This is a genomic window from Methanofollis formosanus (assembly GCF_019633745.1).
Taxonomy (GTDB): domain Archaea; phylum Halobacteriota; class Methanomicrobia; order Methanomicrobiales; family Methanofollaceae; genus Methanofollis; species Methanofollis formosanus.
The window spans coordinates 1689342-1704368 of sequence record NZ_CP037968.1 but is presented as its reverse complement, the minus strand read 5'-3'; the positions used below and the strand labels follow the sequence as shown (position 1 = coordinate 1704368).

General features: G+C 57.8%; 12 protein-coding genes. 11 read left to right on the top strand and 1 reads right to left on the bottom strand.

Going from position 1 to position 15027, the window contains the following annotated elements:
• The first annotated feature begins 165 nt into the window (after nucleotides 1-165).
• From E2N92_RS07730 to E2N92_RS07685, 10 genes are all read left to right on the top strand, one after another.
• Nucleotides 166-945, top strand: a complete 780-nt coding sequence (locus E2N92_RS07730) for an ATP-binding cassette domain-containing protein (protein ID WP_220680619.1) — start codon at nucleotides 166-168, stop codon at nucleotides 943-945.
• Complete coding sequence (locus tag E2N92_RS07725) at nucleotides 942-1649, top strand: GTP-binding protein (protein WP_220680618.1); 708 nt, start codon at nucleotides 942-944, stop codon at nucleotides 1647-1649. The genes E2N92_RS07730 and E2N92_RS07725 overlap by 4 nt, the downstream gene beginning before the upstream one ends.
• The gene (locus tag E2N92_RS07720; protein WP_220680617.1) at nucleotides 1650-2261 is read left to right on the top strand and encodes a (Fe-S)-binding protein; all 612 of its coding nucleotides are present in this window, start codon (nucleotides 1650-1652) and stop codon (nucleotides 2259-2261) included.
• Nucleotides 2258-3481: a methanogenesis marker 16 metalloprotein gene (locus tag E2N92_RS07715; RefSeq protein WP_220680616.1), complete on the top strand. Its 1224-nt coding sequence runs from the start codon at nucleotides 2258-2260 to the stop codon at nucleotides 3479-3481. The genes E2N92_RS07720 and E2N92_RS07715 overlap by 4 nt, the downstream gene beginning before the upstream one ends.
• 13 nt (nucleotides 3482-3494) lie before the next feature.
• Nucleotides 3495-4766: a cysteate synthase gene (locus E2N92_RS07710; protein ID WP_220680615.1), complete on the top strand. Its 1272-nt coding sequence runs from the start codon at nucleotides 3495-3497 to the stop codon at nucleotides 4764-4766.
• Nucleotides 4759-5883, top strand: a complete 1125-nt coding sequence (gene comE, locus E2N92_RS07705) for a sulfopyruvate decarboxylase subunit beta (RefSeq protein WP_220680614.1) — start codon at nucleotides 4759-4761, stop codon at nucleotides 5881-5883. Before E2N92_RS07710 ends, comE begins: the two co-directional genes overlap by 8 nt.
• 935 nt (nucleotides 5884-6818) lie before the next feature.
• Nucleotides 6819-8087 carry a glycosyltransferase family 4 protein gene (locus E2N92_RS07700; RefSeq protein WP_281425766.1) on the top strand — a complete coding sequence of 423 codons (1269 nt, stop codon included), beginning with the start codon at nucleotides 6819-6821 and terminating at the stop codon, nucleotides 8085-8087.
• Between the two features lie 12 nt (nucleotides 8088-8099).
• Entirely contained in the window at nucleotides 8100-9215 is a 1116-nt protein-coding gene (locus E2N92_RS07695) for a glycosyltransferase family 4 protein (RefSeq protein WP_220680612.1), read from the top strand.
• Nucleotides 9212-10306, top strand: a complete 1095-nt coding sequence (locus E2N92_RS07690) for a glycosyltransferase family 4 protein (protein WP_220680611.1) — start codon at nucleotides 9212-9214, stop codon at nucleotides 10304-10306. Before E2N92_RS07695 ends, E2N92_RS07690 begins: the two co-directional genes overlap by 4 nt.
• A gap of 46 nt (nucleotides 10307-10352) precedes the next feature.
• Nucleotides 10353-12491, top strand: a complete 2139-nt coding sequence (locus tag E2N92_RS07685) for a DUF2206 domain-containing protein (protein WP_220680610.1) — start codon at nucleotides 10353-10355, stop codon at nucleotides 12489-12491.
• On the opposite strand, the gene epsC is transcribed toward E2N92_RS07685, so the two are convergent.
• Nucleotides 12484-13101, bottom strand: coding sequence for a serine O-acetyltransferase EpsC (gene epsC / locus E2N92_RS07680; protein ID WP_220680609.1), 618 nt, complete (start codon nucleotides 13099-13101; stop codon nucleotides 12484-12486). The two genes, E2N92_RS07685 and epsC, sit on opposite strands and share 8 nt — an antisense overlap.
• Before the next feature lie 88 nt (nucleotides 13102-13189).
• Between epsC and E2N92_RS07675 the strand changes: the two genes are divergently transcribed.
• On the top strand, nucleotides 13190-14848 hold the full coding sequence (locus E2N92_RS07675) for a right-handed parallel beta-helix repeat-containing protein (protein WP_220680608.1): 1659 nt from the start codon (nucleotides 13190-13192) through the stop codon (nucleotides 14846-14848).
• The last annotated feature ends 179 nt before the right edge of the window (nucleotides 14849-15027 follow it).

Sequence of the window (15027 nt, the reverse complement as noted above, 5' to 3'; positions counted from 1 at the left end):
TCTGGTCTGTACTCTCCATCTGGGCAGAGTCAGGCACGGCGGCGGGATCTCTTTGGGCACCAATATTGCCCCTTTGTATATTTTTACAGTCAGTTTCACCCCAATGTCCCCAGACAATATGACACAGAGATACTATTATCAGAAGCCGGGCGAATACGCCCCTGCATGGATCTGCAGGTCACCGAGATCACCGTCCTCCCGGGGAAGGACAAGAACGGCGAGACCGAGCACTTCGACCGGATCGTGATCAGATCGGGGGAGACCCTCGCGATCGTCGGGCCGACCGGATCGGGGAAGAGTGCATTCATCAACGACATCGAAGTCTTTGCCAGGGACGACACCGTCACCGGTCGGACCGTCCTCGTCAACGGAGCGATACCTCCCGACGATTATGTACGCGACCCGGCGAAAAAACCGATCGCCCTCATCACCCAGAACACCAAATGCCTCGCCGACCTCAAAGTAGCGGAGTTTCTTGAGATGCATGTCAGGTCGCGAAAGATCGAAGGGGACGAGATCATCAGCGAGACGATCGCCCTTGCAAACGAGTTCACCGGCGAGAAGATCATGCCTGAGGCGCGGATGACCTCCCTCTCAGGCGGGCAGACCAGATCCCTGATGGTCGCGGACGCGATCTTCGTCGGAAGCACGCCGGTGATCATCCTCGACGAGGTCGAGAATGCCGGGATCTTCAAGGACCGGGTGATCGAGGTGCTCCGGCGCTACCAGAAGGCGGTGGTCTTCGTCACCCACGACCCCCTCGTCGCCCTGATGTGCGATCGAAGGGTCGTGATGCGGAACGGGACGGTCGTCAGGGTCATCGAACACACAGGCGAGGAAGAGGAGGCTCTCTCTGTAGTGAAAAAGATGGACGGCATCCTCTGCCGTCTCAGGGAGCGGATCCGTGCCGGCGAGGCCCTCACCGGCGGGGTGCAGGCACTATGAAACTGGTCGTTATTGCCGGACCCCCTTCGGCCGGCAAGACGGCGGTCGTCCGCCAGGTTCTCAGGAACCTCGGGACCGGGGAGACAGCGGCCTACCTCAAGATCGACGTCGTCCGGGCCTTCGAGGACGAGGAACTTGCAACTGAGTTCGGCATTCCGACACGGAAAGTCTACTCAGGCGACCTCTGCCCCGACCATGCCGGGATCATGGTGATGGCCGACGCCCTCAGGTGGGCAGAGAAGGAAGAGGCGTCCGTCCTCATCGTCGAGTCCGCAGGCCTCTGTCTCCGGTGTTCGCCGTACGTCACCCAGGCCCTCGGGATCGTCGTCCTCAGCGCCATCTCCGGCACCCACGCCCCCCTCAAGATGGGGCCGATGATCGCCCTCGCCGACGTGGCGGTCGTCACCAGGATCGACCTCGTCTCCCAGGCCGAGAAGGAGGTCTTCAGGGAGGGGATCAGGGAGGTGGCGCCCGGGATCGAGATCGTGGAGACGAATGCCGTACAGGGAACCGGCATGCGCTATCTGCTCCAGAGGATCGCAGAGGCCGAAGAGGTGCAGGACGCTGCCACCGTCGAACTTCGCGGCGTCCCGCCCCTCGGCGTCTGCACCGTCTGCGTCGGCAAGAAAGAGATCGGGTGGCAGCACCATTTTGGGGTCGTCAGGAGACTCGGGGACGCGGGCACCCTCTTCCGGGGTGATTAGATGGGGTGGACACCGCCCGGAAAAAACTGCGGGCTCTGCGGGGCGCGGACTTGCGAGGCGTTCATGGAAATGGTCGCCGCAGGGGAACGGTCTCTCGCCGACTGCCCCTTCTCCGCGGGTGAGGCATGTATCGCCGCCCCCGATGCGATCTATACGGGGCGGGACATCGTCGGCAATACCTACGACTTCATCATCGACCCGCTCCCCGGCGAACCCTCGGCCCGAAAGATCATCCTTCCCTTCAGGCCCGACCTGGTTGAGAAGTGGGAGATCGCGGAGGGCGAGATCGTCGTCGGCCGCCCGATGGGTGCCGGGTGTCCGGTCCAGCATGTGATCCGGGTGATCGAGGCCGATCCGGTCACCGGTGTGATCACCGGTCATGTCGTCGGCCCGCAGTTCTCGCGGGGTCAGGAGTACCACGATCTCAGGGCCTATCATATGCTCGGGTTCGAGGGGATGGCCACTCATCTCTCGTCTCCTCCGGTCTTCGGAAAGCGCCAGCGCTTCCTCCCCGGATTCTGCATGATGGCCCTTGCCCATACCGGGGTTACCAATATGATCGTGGAGCGTCCAGAGGGGCTGCATGTGCGGGTGGAGGACGTCATCATATGAAGACGATCTCTGAGATCCGGGAACGGGTCAGGGATGGGAATGCCGTCGTCCTGACTGCATCGGAGTTCAAGAGACGGGTCAGAGACGGGGAACGTCCGGGGCCCGGAGACGTGGACGTGGTCACCTGCGGGACCTGCGGGGTGATGTCGGGGACCGCCGCCCTCCTCTCGGTCCCGGTCGCGCCGCCCGGCACCTTCGGCCGTGCCGAGGCGGTGAGGCTCAACGGGGTTCCGGCCTATCCTGGCCCCTGCCCGAACGAACGTCTCGGCCTCGTCGATATGATCGTCTACGGCACGGCCCATCTGGGGGCACGCTATGGCGGCGGCCACCTCTTTGCCGACCTTGCGGCAGGGAAAGAGGTCCATGTGGAGGTCGATGCGAGAGGGCGGACCTATGAAGCCGAGGTCACCCTCGACGACTGCGGCACCGACCGCCTCTTTACCACCAGGGGCGCCTTCAAGAACTACACCGCCTTTGTAAACTGCTCTGCTGCGTCGGAAGAGACGATCTTCTCGGTGACCGGCCTGAAGGGCTCCTGTGCCGAGGCCTCGGTCAGCGGGTGCGGCGAGATCAGTCCGGTGGAGAACGACCCCGCGCTCAGGGTGCTGGGGCCCGGCGCGCGGGTGCTGCTGAACGGGGCCCCCGGTCTGGTGATGGGCGAGGGGACGAGGAGCACACCGGAAAAACCGAACCTCTCGGTCTTTGCCGAGATGAAAGGGATGGACCCCTGCACCTGCGGCGGTTTTGTCACGGCCGCAGGCCCCGAGTGCATCACCAGCATCGCCGCCCCGATCCCGGTGCTGGACCAGGCCTCGATCGACGCCCTCTCGGTGCTGGACGAGGAGGTCGCCCTCCCGATCGCCGATATCAAGGACCGGCGACCCTTTACGAGGACCACCTACGCGGAGGTCTGGAAGGGGACCGATCACGAGGTGGTCTATGATCCTTCGTCCTGCCTCTTCTGCGAACCATGCCGGGCAACGGCGATCTGCCCGACCGGCGCCTTTATCGCCGGAAAAGGGATCGACCCCTGCCTCTGCGCCTCGTGCGGGGCCTGTGCGGTTGCCTGTACGGGGGGCGCGGTCCGTGCCGACCTCGGCACCCTCGACGTCGCCGGTCTGACGGTCCCGATCACCATGCGGCAGTCAGACCGGAAGAAGGCTGAAAAACTCTGTGTGCGTCTCAAAGGCGCTCTCCTGGACGGATCATTTGAATTATAGGGGTGAAAGGAAAATGCGACACTATGAACTCATCTGTCCCGGGTGCGGAGCGGTCCTTGAAGACCGGTACACGCTTTCGTGTCCGCAGGGGTGCGACGCACTGATCAGGGCCAGATACCGGAGAAAAAAACTGAATCTCAGGAACGAACTCGGAATATTCCGTTTCGCCGACTGGCTCCCGATCGAGGGAACACTTAAGGCCGCGGCCGGGCCGGTGACCTACCGGAGCGAGGGCCTGGCCCGTGACCTCGGGCTCAAGAACCTGTATATCGGTTTCAACGGCTACTGGCCGGAACGGGGCGCCGAGATCCACACCTGTTCGTTCAAAGAACTGGAAGCCCTGCCCACGATGGTCAGGGTGAGAGAGACCGGTGACGGCACGCTGGTCGTGGCCTCGGCCGGGAACACCGGCCGCGCCTTCTGCCAGACCGTCGCCGCCACCGGCGGACAGGTCGTGGTGGTGGTGCCAGAGAAGGCCGCCACGCGTCTCTGGACGACCATCGAGACCGATCAGGTCTGTATGGTCCTGGTGGACGGCGACTACTCGGACACCATCGCCGTCGCCGACGCCCTCTGCACCCACCCTTCTCTTCTCCCCGAGGGGGGGGCCAGAAATGTCGCGAGACGGGACGGGATGGGTACGGTGATGCTCGACGCGGCGGTCACCATCGGCCGTCTGCCTGACCGCTACTTCCAGGCGGTCGGGAGCGGTACCGGCGGGATCGCCGCGTGGGAAGCGGCGATGCGACTGGTCGAAGACGGCCGGTTCGGCTCGGTCCTCCCGCGTCTCCACCTTGCCCAGAACCTCCCCTTCGTCCCGATGGTCAGGGCATGGGAGGCCGGGCGGCGGGAGATTGTCCCGGCGATCGATATGCCCGACGCCCGCACGGCGGTCGCCGTGGTCTACGCCGATGTGCTGACCAACCGGAAGCCGCCTTACGGGATCGGAGGCGGGGTCTTCGACGCCCTCACGGCCACCAGGGGGGCGATGCATGCGGTCACCAACCCTGCCGCGGAGGCGGCGGCGCGCTGGTGCGAGGAGGCCGAGGGGATCGATCTTGATCCGGCGGCCGCGATCGCGCTCGCCGCCCTGGCCGACGCCGTCGAGACCGGATCGGTCGGCCCTGACGAGGCCGTGCTCCTCAATCTCACCGGCGGCGGGTACCGGCGGGTCGCCGAGGATCACGAGCAGTATCGGATCGAACCGGCGTTCCGGGTCTCCGCCGATGTCGAGACCGCCGCTCTTGCCGGCGACGTCCTCTCATGGGTGAGAAACCATGCATGAAGATCTCGTCTGTACGATCCTCGAAGACGCCGGGGTCGACCTTACCCTCACCCTCCCCTGCGACCGTGCCAGGGATCTCTGCTTCCTCCTGCCCGATCGGATCCGGACCGTCGGCCTCACCCGCGAGGAAGACGGCGTCGGGATCGCCGCCGGAGCGGTGCTTGCCGGGCTGCGCCCGGTGGTGGTCATCCAGAGTTCGGGTCTCGGGAACATGCTCAACGCGATCATGTCGCTCACCGTCACCTTTGGCCTCCCCCTCCCGGTGCTCGCGAGCTGGCGCGGGGTCTACGAGGAACGGATCCCGGCCCAGATCCCGTTCAACAGTCAACTCCCCGGGGTGCTCGACGCCCTCGGGATCGCCTATACGATCATCTCCGAGCCCTCCGACCTCCCGCGGATCGGCGAGGTGGTCGAGGACGCCTTCGCCCGCTCCCGCCCGCACGTCGCCCTCATCTCGCCGAAGGTGTGGGAAGGCGAGGCATGCCCTGCGGTCTCCCGTGCCGCGCCGGCACGCTCGCGGCACTCGGCGCTCCTCTATGACAGAGAGATCAGGGAACCGACGATGGCACGATATGACGCCATCAGGGCCCTGACCTCCCACCTGGGAGACGCCGCCGTCGTCTCGAACATCGGTGTCCCGAGCAAAGAACTGTATGCGGCCATGGACCGCCCGCTCAACTTCTATATGCTCGGTTCGTACACGCAGGCGACGCCCATCGGCCTCGGGCTCGCCCTTGGTACCGACCGTCGGGTGGTCGTCCTCGACGGCGACGGCAGTCTCCTGGGCTCGTCGGTTCTCCCGGTGGTGGCCGCCGCCGCCCCGGAAAACCTCACGGTGATCGGTCTGGACAACGGGGCCTTTGGCTCCACCGGAAACCAACCGACCTATGCGGCCGCGGACCTCGATCTCGAACTCATCGCCCATGCCAGCGGCTTTACGAGAACCTGGAAGATCGAGCACCCTGAAGCGTTCGAGGGGGTGATGGCCGCGTCGGTTGATGGCGGCCCGAATTTTATTCATGTGGTACTCAGGCCGGGGAACGCACCGGTCAAAAACATCCCTTTAACACCTCAGGAGATCAGGGAACGGTTTGTTGCCGCCCTCAAGGGCCGTTGAAGGGCTTCCTCCTTCACTCCTCGGCGTGGGGGTCAGACTTGTTCTCTCCGGATGGAGGGCCGGGCTATGAATTCCCCCCTGGAGAGATCTGGTCAGCGAAGCCCCCTGAACCCCGTGAAGAGGATAGGCAGGGCGGTGATGGAACAAGGTCTCCACCAATCCTTTTGTCTTGAGAAAGAGAGAGCACGCGACGAGAAATTTTCATCGCGTATCTTTGAGCGGGTGGTTCGTGTCCGATATTACAGAGTTGTGATATGAGATTTATGTTCGGTATGCTTGAAGCGTGCTTTCACTTCATAAGTGAAATACTATGAGCATATCCCAAAAGTATCCAGAGTTTGATCCATCATCTGGATCGAGACTCTTCTCGGCCATTCTTCTGCCTTCCCGCTTCAAGCGTAATCCCTGGGGTTCCGGGGGCAGCTCCTCCGGCGTGATTCATGAAGGAAGGCGTTATGATCCGATATGCCGCCCACAGAGAGATAAAGAGTGTTTCCTTGCTTTCTCTCGCCGGGGGGAGACCCCCCGGGCCCCCCACGACGAAGATAAGCCAGGGGCGGCGAAGATGGAATGTTCACACCGCTTGTCATGGAGTGATGAGAAGGATCAAAGATCCGTCCACACCCCAGAGGATCGGTGATAAGAAATTTTCATCGCGTATGCGTGAGCCAGAGGTTCATGCCCGATTCTACAGGTTTTGATATTCGGGTCATACCCGTCCGGCAGAAGAAATGCGTCCCAAATCCCTGGAAAGATGCACCGCGATCCAGAGGATTTTTATGTCTGGATACGTGTGGGATGACCCCCCGGATAATGTATTGCTAATTCTCTCGAATGTGGTATTATTGTGGATATTAGGACATAGGTCTCCTGAGATGGAGAGGAAACTTTATATAAAATATCCTCTATGAACCAGCAGTACTGGTTACGTCAGAGTGGCTTTACACGGGGGGACGGCTATTCAGGGACCTATACCAAGAGATCCGGCACCGGAAGGTATCGAAAAAGATCATATCGTCATCTTTACCGGCGGTTTTCCACCCCGGATAGGGGGACTTGAGAAGGTGACCTATGAGTTATCTCAGAATCTCGTCAGGGTGGGCTATCAGGTGGATGTGGTCACCTGCAATACCGACGATGCACCTCAGACTGAAAAATACGGTGAAGTTCATGTTCTGCGTTTCCCTTCTCTGAACCTGCTCGGGGCACGCTACCCGGTCCCTCTCCCCTCCCCTGCCACACTCCGCCTCTTCATCAGGATCCTGAGGGGGAACTATCATGCAGTCTGCACGAATACCAGGTTTTTTTCGATCACCCTGCTGGGGTGGTTGGTGGCAAAGGTCAAGAAGATCCCGCTCGTTCACCTCGAGCACGGTTCATCCCATCCCTACCTTGAGGGAAGGGTCGCCCTGGCACTCGCCGAACTCTATGACCACACCATTGGCTCCATGATCATCAGGGATGCTGCAGCTACGTTTGGTGTATCGGCTGCAGCTGCCGAATTCCTCCGCCACCTCGGCGCTGAAAACCCGCGGGTACTCCACAACGGGATCGACCTTGCACCATTCAGGGCCGCACAGGCCGGAGGCAACGGTCACCATCCTTCGGTTGATATCACCTTCATCGGGAGACTGGTTTACGGGAAGGGGGTACAGGATCTTCTTTCGATCTATCCCTCCCTCCCTGAAGGGGTGACCTTGAAAATCGTAGGCGATGGCCCGTACAGGTTCGATCTTGAGGAGATCGCATCGGGGATGAAAGGCGTTTCATTCCTCGGCACCATCTCACACGATGAGATCCCCGATATCCTCACGTCGACCACTGTCTTTGTCAACCCCTCGTACTCGGAGGGCCTGCCCACCTCGGTGATCGAGGCCTGTGCGGCGGGATGTGCCGTTGTGGCGACTGACGTCGGTGGGACGCGCGAGATCATCACCGACGGCATGAATGGATTTCTTGTTCGTCCGGGAGATCGGGACGCGCTGGTAAATCGGATCACGTATCTCATCGAGCACCCGGACTTCGCCAAAAAAATCGGTGCATCGGCACAAAAATCGGTTGACGAACGGTTTTCCTGGGACGTTATCAGGGGGCGGTGGTACTATGAGATCGAGAGCCTGGTCAGATCGGTTCTGGACAGGGGAGCACTCACACAGGACGGTATCGCCCCCTGTAGTGCCCGTTCTCCTGAGAAAGAGGGTTGAAGGAGCGAGATCATGAATCTGTTGATCTGCAGTTTTGAATATTATCCGTATGGAACAGGGATTGCCAATGTCACCTACAATGTGGTGAAAAAACTTGAGAACCGCGGGATTACATGTACAGTGGCCTCGCCAACTGGTCCAGACATAAGGCTGGGGAACCGCCCCCTCATCATGCGGACCGGGATCGGTGGCCTCTTCCATTACTGGTATACCGTTACCCGAAGGCTCAGGGAAGATGATTATGATGCGATCTGGATGCATCAACCGATGTTTCCCGGCAGGGTGCCGTTCAAGCGATCGGTTGCGACGCTACACTCCACATCATATGGAGAATACACCCACTGGCTCGACGGCACTGCCCGTCACATCAAGGCCTATAAGAGGTTTTCTTCTCTCTGTGAACGCCGGTGTCTGCAGGCGTTCCCGGGCGGTTCTCTCTTTACTGGAGTGAGTCGTGGCGTCTGCAACGAGATCACTGGGATGGGCATAGACGATCAGAGGGTCAGGTACATCCCAAATGGTGTCGATACCGAGCGTTTTTCCCCTTCATCTGATCCTGGAGACTTAAAGGAACGGTTAGGCGTTCCTGATGGCCGGAAGGTCGTACTCTCGGTTGGACGTTTCATCCCGCAGAAGGATCCCTTCCGGATGGTCGATCTCTTCTCGGAACTTGAACGCCTGCGCGACGATCTCACGCTGGTGGCGGCAGGTCATGGCGCTCTCCTCGACGCAACTCGGGAATATGCCGCAGAAAAAGGCGTGAAAAATGCTATCTTTCCGGGCAGAATCCCCTGGGAAGATGTCCCATCCCTCTATGCCATTGCAGATCTCTATCTGATGACCTCGAAATATGAGGGGCAACCGCTTACTCTTCTTGAAGCCCTCTCATCAGGTCTCCCCTGTATCGTCTCTGACATCCCCACACTGGGTCTGGTGAAGGAGGCGGATGCCGGTCTGGTCATCGATCTGTCACAACCCGCTGTTGCCGCCCGGTCCGTGGCGGCGTATATGGAGAATGGCGTCGCCGCCCATGCAACCAATGCGCGTCGTTATGCCCTTGAAAATCTCAAATGGTCGGGTATAGCGGATCAGTATATCAGAGCCTTCGAGGAGGTGGTCCGGACATGAAGGTGCTGATGGTCACCGACAATGTCTCCGGGGGAATCGTTCACTATGTCTCGCAGCTCGCAAACGCCCTTGCTGATGAGGATGAAACGGTGCTCTTCGCTCCGATCGGTATCGAGCGGCAGAACTTCTCGACGAAGGTGAGGGTGGAGGAACTGCCGGTCGGAAATACGCTCCGAAATTTCATTGTGAACACCGCTCTCTTCCCCAGAGCAGTTCGTTTTCTTGCGGCCCTACAGCGGGAAAGGCCCGAAGTGATCCATTTCCAACTCACTCCCCCCTGGTTTCTTCTTTTTTTTCCATTTCTGCGGAAATACCCGATGGTGACCACCATCCATGATGTCAGGCCCCACACGGGGAGCAGGGCATTCGATCAGGTGATCAGCAACGGGGCGTATATCAACCGCTCTGATGCCGTCATCGTCCATGGACAGTGGGCGAAAGAGGTTCTCGGTGCCGGAGAGAAGTGTCATGTGGTCCCGCATGGGGATTATGCCTTCTTCGGTGACTGTGGGGAGAACGCCAGATGTGCCGAAGAAACAGGGACCGTCCTATTTTTCGGGAGGATCGAGGACTATAAAGGCTTATCCTATCTTCTTGATGCGATGTCCGGTGTTGTACGGAGAGTACCCGATGCCAGGCTGGTCATCGCCGGAAGTGGAGATCTTTCGCCATATCAAAAGGCCATAGACCCGGCCTGGTGTGAGGTGCATAACCGATACATTAAAGACGATGAAGTCGCGGGGTTCTTCATGCGAGCATCGGTAGTGGTCCTCCCCTACATCGAGGGTACCCAGACCGGCATCGTCCCGATAGCGTATGCCTTCAGGAAACCGGTGGTCGTGACCGCAGTCGGGAGTATCCCTGAGGTTGTGGATGATGGAGAAACCGGCCGTGTCGTAAGGGCCCGGGACGTTGAAGCACTCGAAGAGGCGCTGAGTGGCCTTCTTATCGATCCGAAACGATGCACTGAAATGGGCGAGGCCGGATACCGGAAGATGCGGGCAGAACTCTCATGGGAGGTCGTTGCCGAGCGGACGCGGGAGGTATACCGCAGCACAATCAGGAGGAAGAACGTAAGTGTTGAATCTTGATGTGAATCGCAGATCATGGCGACAGTATATTATAGTCTCTTTTTCCATGCTCCTCCTCTTCTGGGGTTCGGTTGCTCTTGATTGGACAGGTGCGGGTATTCCTCTTCTCAGACAGATCGCCGGGTTCTTCCTCCTCACGATCGTTCCGGGACTGTGTCTCTTCCATGTGATGGGAATAAACGATGTCGGCGGCGTCAGGGCCCTGGTGTACACCGTTGGCTTGAGCCTGATCCTCTGGATGATCATCGGGTTTGCCATGAATATGGTTCTTCCCGTCTTCGGTGTCAGCACCCCGCTCTCAGGCGTATCTCTCTATTTCTGGGTGAGTGTGGTTCTGATCATTCTTCTGGCTCTACTGGTCGTCGTTGGCCGACGGAGAGAGGAGATACCTTCTGTCGGAACATCTTTCACGATCGGTCCGTCCCATCTCTTCTTCATCCTCCTTCCTCTGCTTACCGGGCTTGGGGTCTATGCAAAGGAAGTATGGGGAACGAATCTTGTTCTGATGGGAATTGTGCTTGTGATCGCCTGTATTCCTCTTCTGATCGGATCGGGAAAGGTCTTCGATGAGGAACTCTACCCTCTTGCTATTTTTTCCATCGGGCTCTCCCTCCTCCTCCACACCGTGCTGATCTCGGGACATGTATGGGGGTGGGATATCAATGAAGAACTCTATTTCGGAAACCTTGTTGCTCAAAACGGGGTCTGGAACCATACCCTGTACTCCAATGTCAACGCCATGCTCTCGGTCGTGATCCTTCTCCCCCTCTACTCGGGAATCTGTGCGATCACCCCGGTCTGGGTATTCAAACTGATTTATCCACTTTTATTCTCTTTAGTTCCTCTCGGGCTTTATGTGGTGTATCGGCAGCAGACATCGCCTTTGAACGCATTTTTTGGAACGTTCTTCTTTGTCTCATTCTATGTCTTCTTCACCGAGATGCTCCAGCTGGCACGCCAGCAGGTCGCCGAACTATTTCTTGTTCTCATTGTGCTGGTGTTCCTGGACCAGGCACTCGACCGTCCGCGCCGTGTCTTCTTGATGGCTCTCTTCGCCTTCGGTCTGGTGAGTTCACACTATGGGCTTACGTACCTCTTTCTTGCCGCCCTCGTTCCTTCGGTCCTTGTCCTGCTGATTGCCGAGCGCGACATCATCAGGAGGGTGGTGAGGCGGTTGATGGGGTGGTGGCCTCATTTTTCACCGGTTCTGACCGGGAAGACTCTCCGACTGATCAGTGTCTCATTTGTTCTGCAATATTGTGCATTTATCCTCATCTGGTATCTTTTTGCCAGTGAAGCCGCTGCTTTCACGTCCGCTGCCGAGATCGTGGAGAGTGTCCTGAGCAGTCTCCATGAAGAACTTTTCAGTTCTGATGCGTCGCAGGGGCTGCATATTATTCTCTCTCCCACGGAGACGCCCCTCCATGAACTCTACAAGATCCTTCAATTCGTCTCTCAGGGACTGATCGTCCTTGGAATCATCTCGGTGCCGCTCTTTGCCGTGCTGAAGTCCCGCTTCTCAAAGGACTACTTCGCTCTCTCCATCATGTTCCTGGGCCTCTGCGTGGCGGGAATAGTTGTCCCGTATTTTTCGAGTGCCCTGAACACTTCCAGGCTCTACCAGATCTCGCTTATTTTCATCGCTCCTTTCCTGGTGTATGGGTTTATGGTGATCGCGGGTCTTCTTGCAATGCCGTTCAGAAAGATCTTGCCCGGGGTTGCTACGTCATGGGGACATGCTCTGATCGCTCTTTTTCTTGCAGTTTTCTTCCTCTTCAATACCGGTTTTGTTTTCGAAGTCGCTAATGATGGGCCGACATCGTTGGCTCTCTCTGAACTTGGAGAGTATCCAGTTTTTTCCGAACCTGAAGTTGTGGGTGCGTCCTGGCTTGTTTCCGCAGCAGGCGATGCCGAACGCAAGGACCGATATATGTACGGCGACGATATTTCCTGGCTGGTCGTACGAGGTTTTGCTGCGACGAATTCCTGGATGATGTCTGCTGAAGGGGGCCATGTGCCCGAGGGCTCGTACCTCTTTTTTGGATCTGAAAATCTCAGGAACGAATCGGTGAAAGTGACCGCACACAGGAAGGTTGTCAGGGTTCCGATCCATCTCCCTCTGCAGTCGATGGTGGTGGGGAGAGGGAAGATCTATGATGGGGGGACCGCGGCAGTCTTCAGGTAATCTGTCTCTGTGAGGTGAGTTCGAGGAGTTTGTGGTATGGGATCTCCACCTTATTGACGACTCCTGCAGGCACGCCGACAGCGACTGCCCAGGCGGGGACATCTTTGACCACGACGGCGTTTGCACCGATCATGGCATTTTTCCCGATGGTGACCGGGCCGATGATTTTCGCACCCGCCCCGAGGAGGACGTTGTCCTCAACCACCGGTTCGGTCTGTCCGTCTATCTCTTTCCCGGGGGACGCCCCTATCGTGACTCCCTGGTTTATGGTGATATTGGAACCAAGGACTGTCCTGGCCCCGATGACGATGCACTGGGGGTGCGGGATGAAGAGGCCGGATCCGATCTTGGCCTGAGGATGGATCTCGATACTGTTAAATAGCATATCGACGAGGCCGACCAGGCCGCCGAGAAGAGGGATTTTCTTTTTCTCTGCGTGGTTACGCAGACGGTAACAGAAGATTGCCCTGAACCCTCTGGAAAATATAAGGTGGAAAGTCATCGCTCTGATGATGGCGATTCTCCCTTCGGTGACGATGTCTCTGCCGTGGTGGGAGTAGTACCTGTTCAGGTCGGCGAGCAGGGTGGTCGAAAGACCTTCAGGGGACATCGTAAGCCCTTATCCGCTTATGGTGATATATAGGTTTTGCGCATCGGGAGTAAGAGAATTTATATCTCGCGACATCCTTCTTGGGGGCATGGGCCGGTTAACCGGGTCGTGGCTCTTTGTTGTTTTGATCCTCCCGATCATTTCTGGAGTACCAGCGTCTGCAGGAGTTATTACGGTCGCTGCTGTAGGATCTTCGGAGAGTCAGGGGGCAGATTATCTCTGTGATGGCGTCTCTGATCAGGTCGAGATCCAGGAGGCTCTGGATAGGGCGGGAGGAGGTGAGAAGGTGCTTCTCAGACCCGGGATATACCATTGTGATGATTCGATCACCCTTAGAGAGGGGTTTTGTCTGGAGGGTTCAGATAAGGAGACGACGACTCTGGAGTTCGTGGGTGGGTGGATCGGGGTTGTCGCAAAAGATCACACCAATCTACGTCACCTGACAATCTCCGGAAATGGTGCGGTCTGGGTTCGGGGAAGTCATGTCACCGTTCAATGGGTGACGGTGACCGGGGATCCCAGAATGAATGGGGGGTTTACGGTCTGGGCAGAGGGGCGGATCATCGAGGATGTGGTCTTTGAAGACTGCACTGCCATTGATCTCAGCTGGACGGGTTTCAATGTCGATGGGAGGGGAGACTCGATTCTGGTCAGAGGTCTACGGTACGAACGGTGTCAGGCGGTACGGTGCGGTGCCGATGATAACTCCCACCCCTGGTCTGCGGGGTTCATTCTTGCCGAACACAATGATCTTGAAGATACTATCGTGAAGGACTGCTACGCTGAAGATAACTGGGAATCAGGTTTTCATATCGAACCTGCGGTCTCGGTGAAAAATGTGGTCCTGGAGAACTGTACGGCGGTGAAGAATGGGCTCAGAAAAAATTGTTCTTATCCAGAATCGGCCTCTCCTGAGTTGAAGGGGCTTACGTTCGGTGCCGGGTTTACCATAAACAATGCGGCCACTGTGAAGAGGTGCATCGCCGAGGAGAATTACCGCGGCTATTTCCTCTGGTCGACGGACGGAGCACATTTTGAGGATTGTTCTGCGGTGCGATCATATAAAGACGATTATGCCATCGTCCATCATAGTGGGTATACCGCCGGCAACTCGTTTGTCGATTGTTTGAGCACTGAGGCCGGCCGACACGCCCTTTCTATCCGAAATGCTGCGAACCTCAGATTTGAGAATTTCACGGCATTCTCTCCGGCTGGAGATGGCCACTCCTGTATCCAGATCGGTGGCTATGAACCTTCTCTTGATCGAGACTACCCCTGCGAAGCTTCGTTCTTTGATCTTAATATCGAGGGTGGGGGTTCGCCGAATATTGTCTATGTCTATCTCGGGCGTGACCTCACGCTCTCCGGGGAGATCGAGACTGCCGTCTCCTGTCCTCTCCTGATCGCAAGTGACGGTCAGCGAGCGGTGGGCGGGAAAACAACAAGAGGGGTCACCATCGAAGGAATGCGAATCACCATGGGGGGTCCGGGAGCAGGAGTCTGCGTCAGCGAAACTCTCACGGACGCCGGTACGGTGAGTGTGCTGGACACGGTGATCTTCGGCGATTCGGTCTCTACAGGGATCAGGAATGAGGCGCAGGGTGAAGTTGTGGTCTCGAATATCTCGATAGCCAGTGGAGGTGATGAATATGTCGGGGAAGACCGGTCTGGAATACCAATATTCGGAAAAATATTTGATTTTATACGTGATCTGTTTTCAGGAATTATTATGATTTCATGCGGATAAAATGTGCCCTATATCCATATATTTTTTGTATTGGATTATTTATATTGGGATTTGGGAATTTTCATCTCCGTGAGTCTGATCATTCGATTGAGATCTCTTGAATTTCAAATATTGTTTGTAAATAATATTCTCTTTTTTTCCGAAGTCTTTATGTACTCGCGCTCGGTGATGATCAGGGC

What these genes read in the sequence shown, in the direction of transcription:
- E2N92_RS07730 (WP_220680619.1), top strand. Translation starts at nt 166, where the DNA reads ATGGATCTGCAGGTCACCGAGATCACCGTCCTCCCGGGGAAGGACAAG.
- E2N92_RS07685 (WP_220680610.1), top strand. Translation starts at nt 10,353, where the DNA reads ATGCTCCTCCTCTTCTGGGGTTCGGTTGCTCTTGATTGGACAGGTGCG.
- E2N92_RS07725 (WP_220680618.1), top strand. Translation starts at nt 942, where the DNA reads ATGAAACTGGTCGTTATTGCCGGACCCCCTTCGGCCGGCAAGACGGCG.
- epsC (WP_220680609.1), bottom strand. Translation starts at nt 13,101, where the DNA reads ATGTCCCCTGAAGGTCTTTCGACCACCCTGCTCGCCGACCTGAACAGG.
- E2N92_RS07715 (WP_220680616.1), top strand. Translation starts at nt 2,258, where the DNA reads ATGAAGACGATCTCTGAGATCCGGGAACGGGTCAGGGATGGGAATGCC.
- E2N92_RS07695 (WP_220680612.1), top strand. Translation starts at nt 8,100, where the DNA reads ATGAATCTGTTGATCTGCAGTTTTGAATATTATCCGTATGGAACAGGG.
- E2N92_RS07710 (WP_220680615.1), top strand. Translation starts at nt 3,495, where the DNA reads ATGCGACACTATGAACTCATCTGTCCCGGGTGCGGAGCGGTCCTTGAA.
- comE (WP_220680614.1), top strand. Translation starts at nt 4,759, where the DNA reads ATGCATGAAGATCTCGTCTGTACGATCCTCGAAGACGCCGGGGTCGAC.
- E2N92_RS07720 (WP_220680617.1), top strand. Translation starts at nt 1,650, where the DNA reads ATGGGGTGGACACCGCCCGGAAAAAACTGCGGGCTCTGCGGGGCGCGG.
- E2N92_RS07690 (WP_220680611.1), top strand. Translation starts at nt 9,212, where the DNA reads ATGAAGGTGCTGATGGTCACCGACAATGTCTCCGGGGGAATCGTTCAC.
- E2N92_RS07675 (WP_220680608.1), top strand. Translation starts at nt 13,190, where the DNA reads ATGGGCCGGTTAACCGGGTCGTGGCTCTTTGTTGTTTTGATCCTCCCG.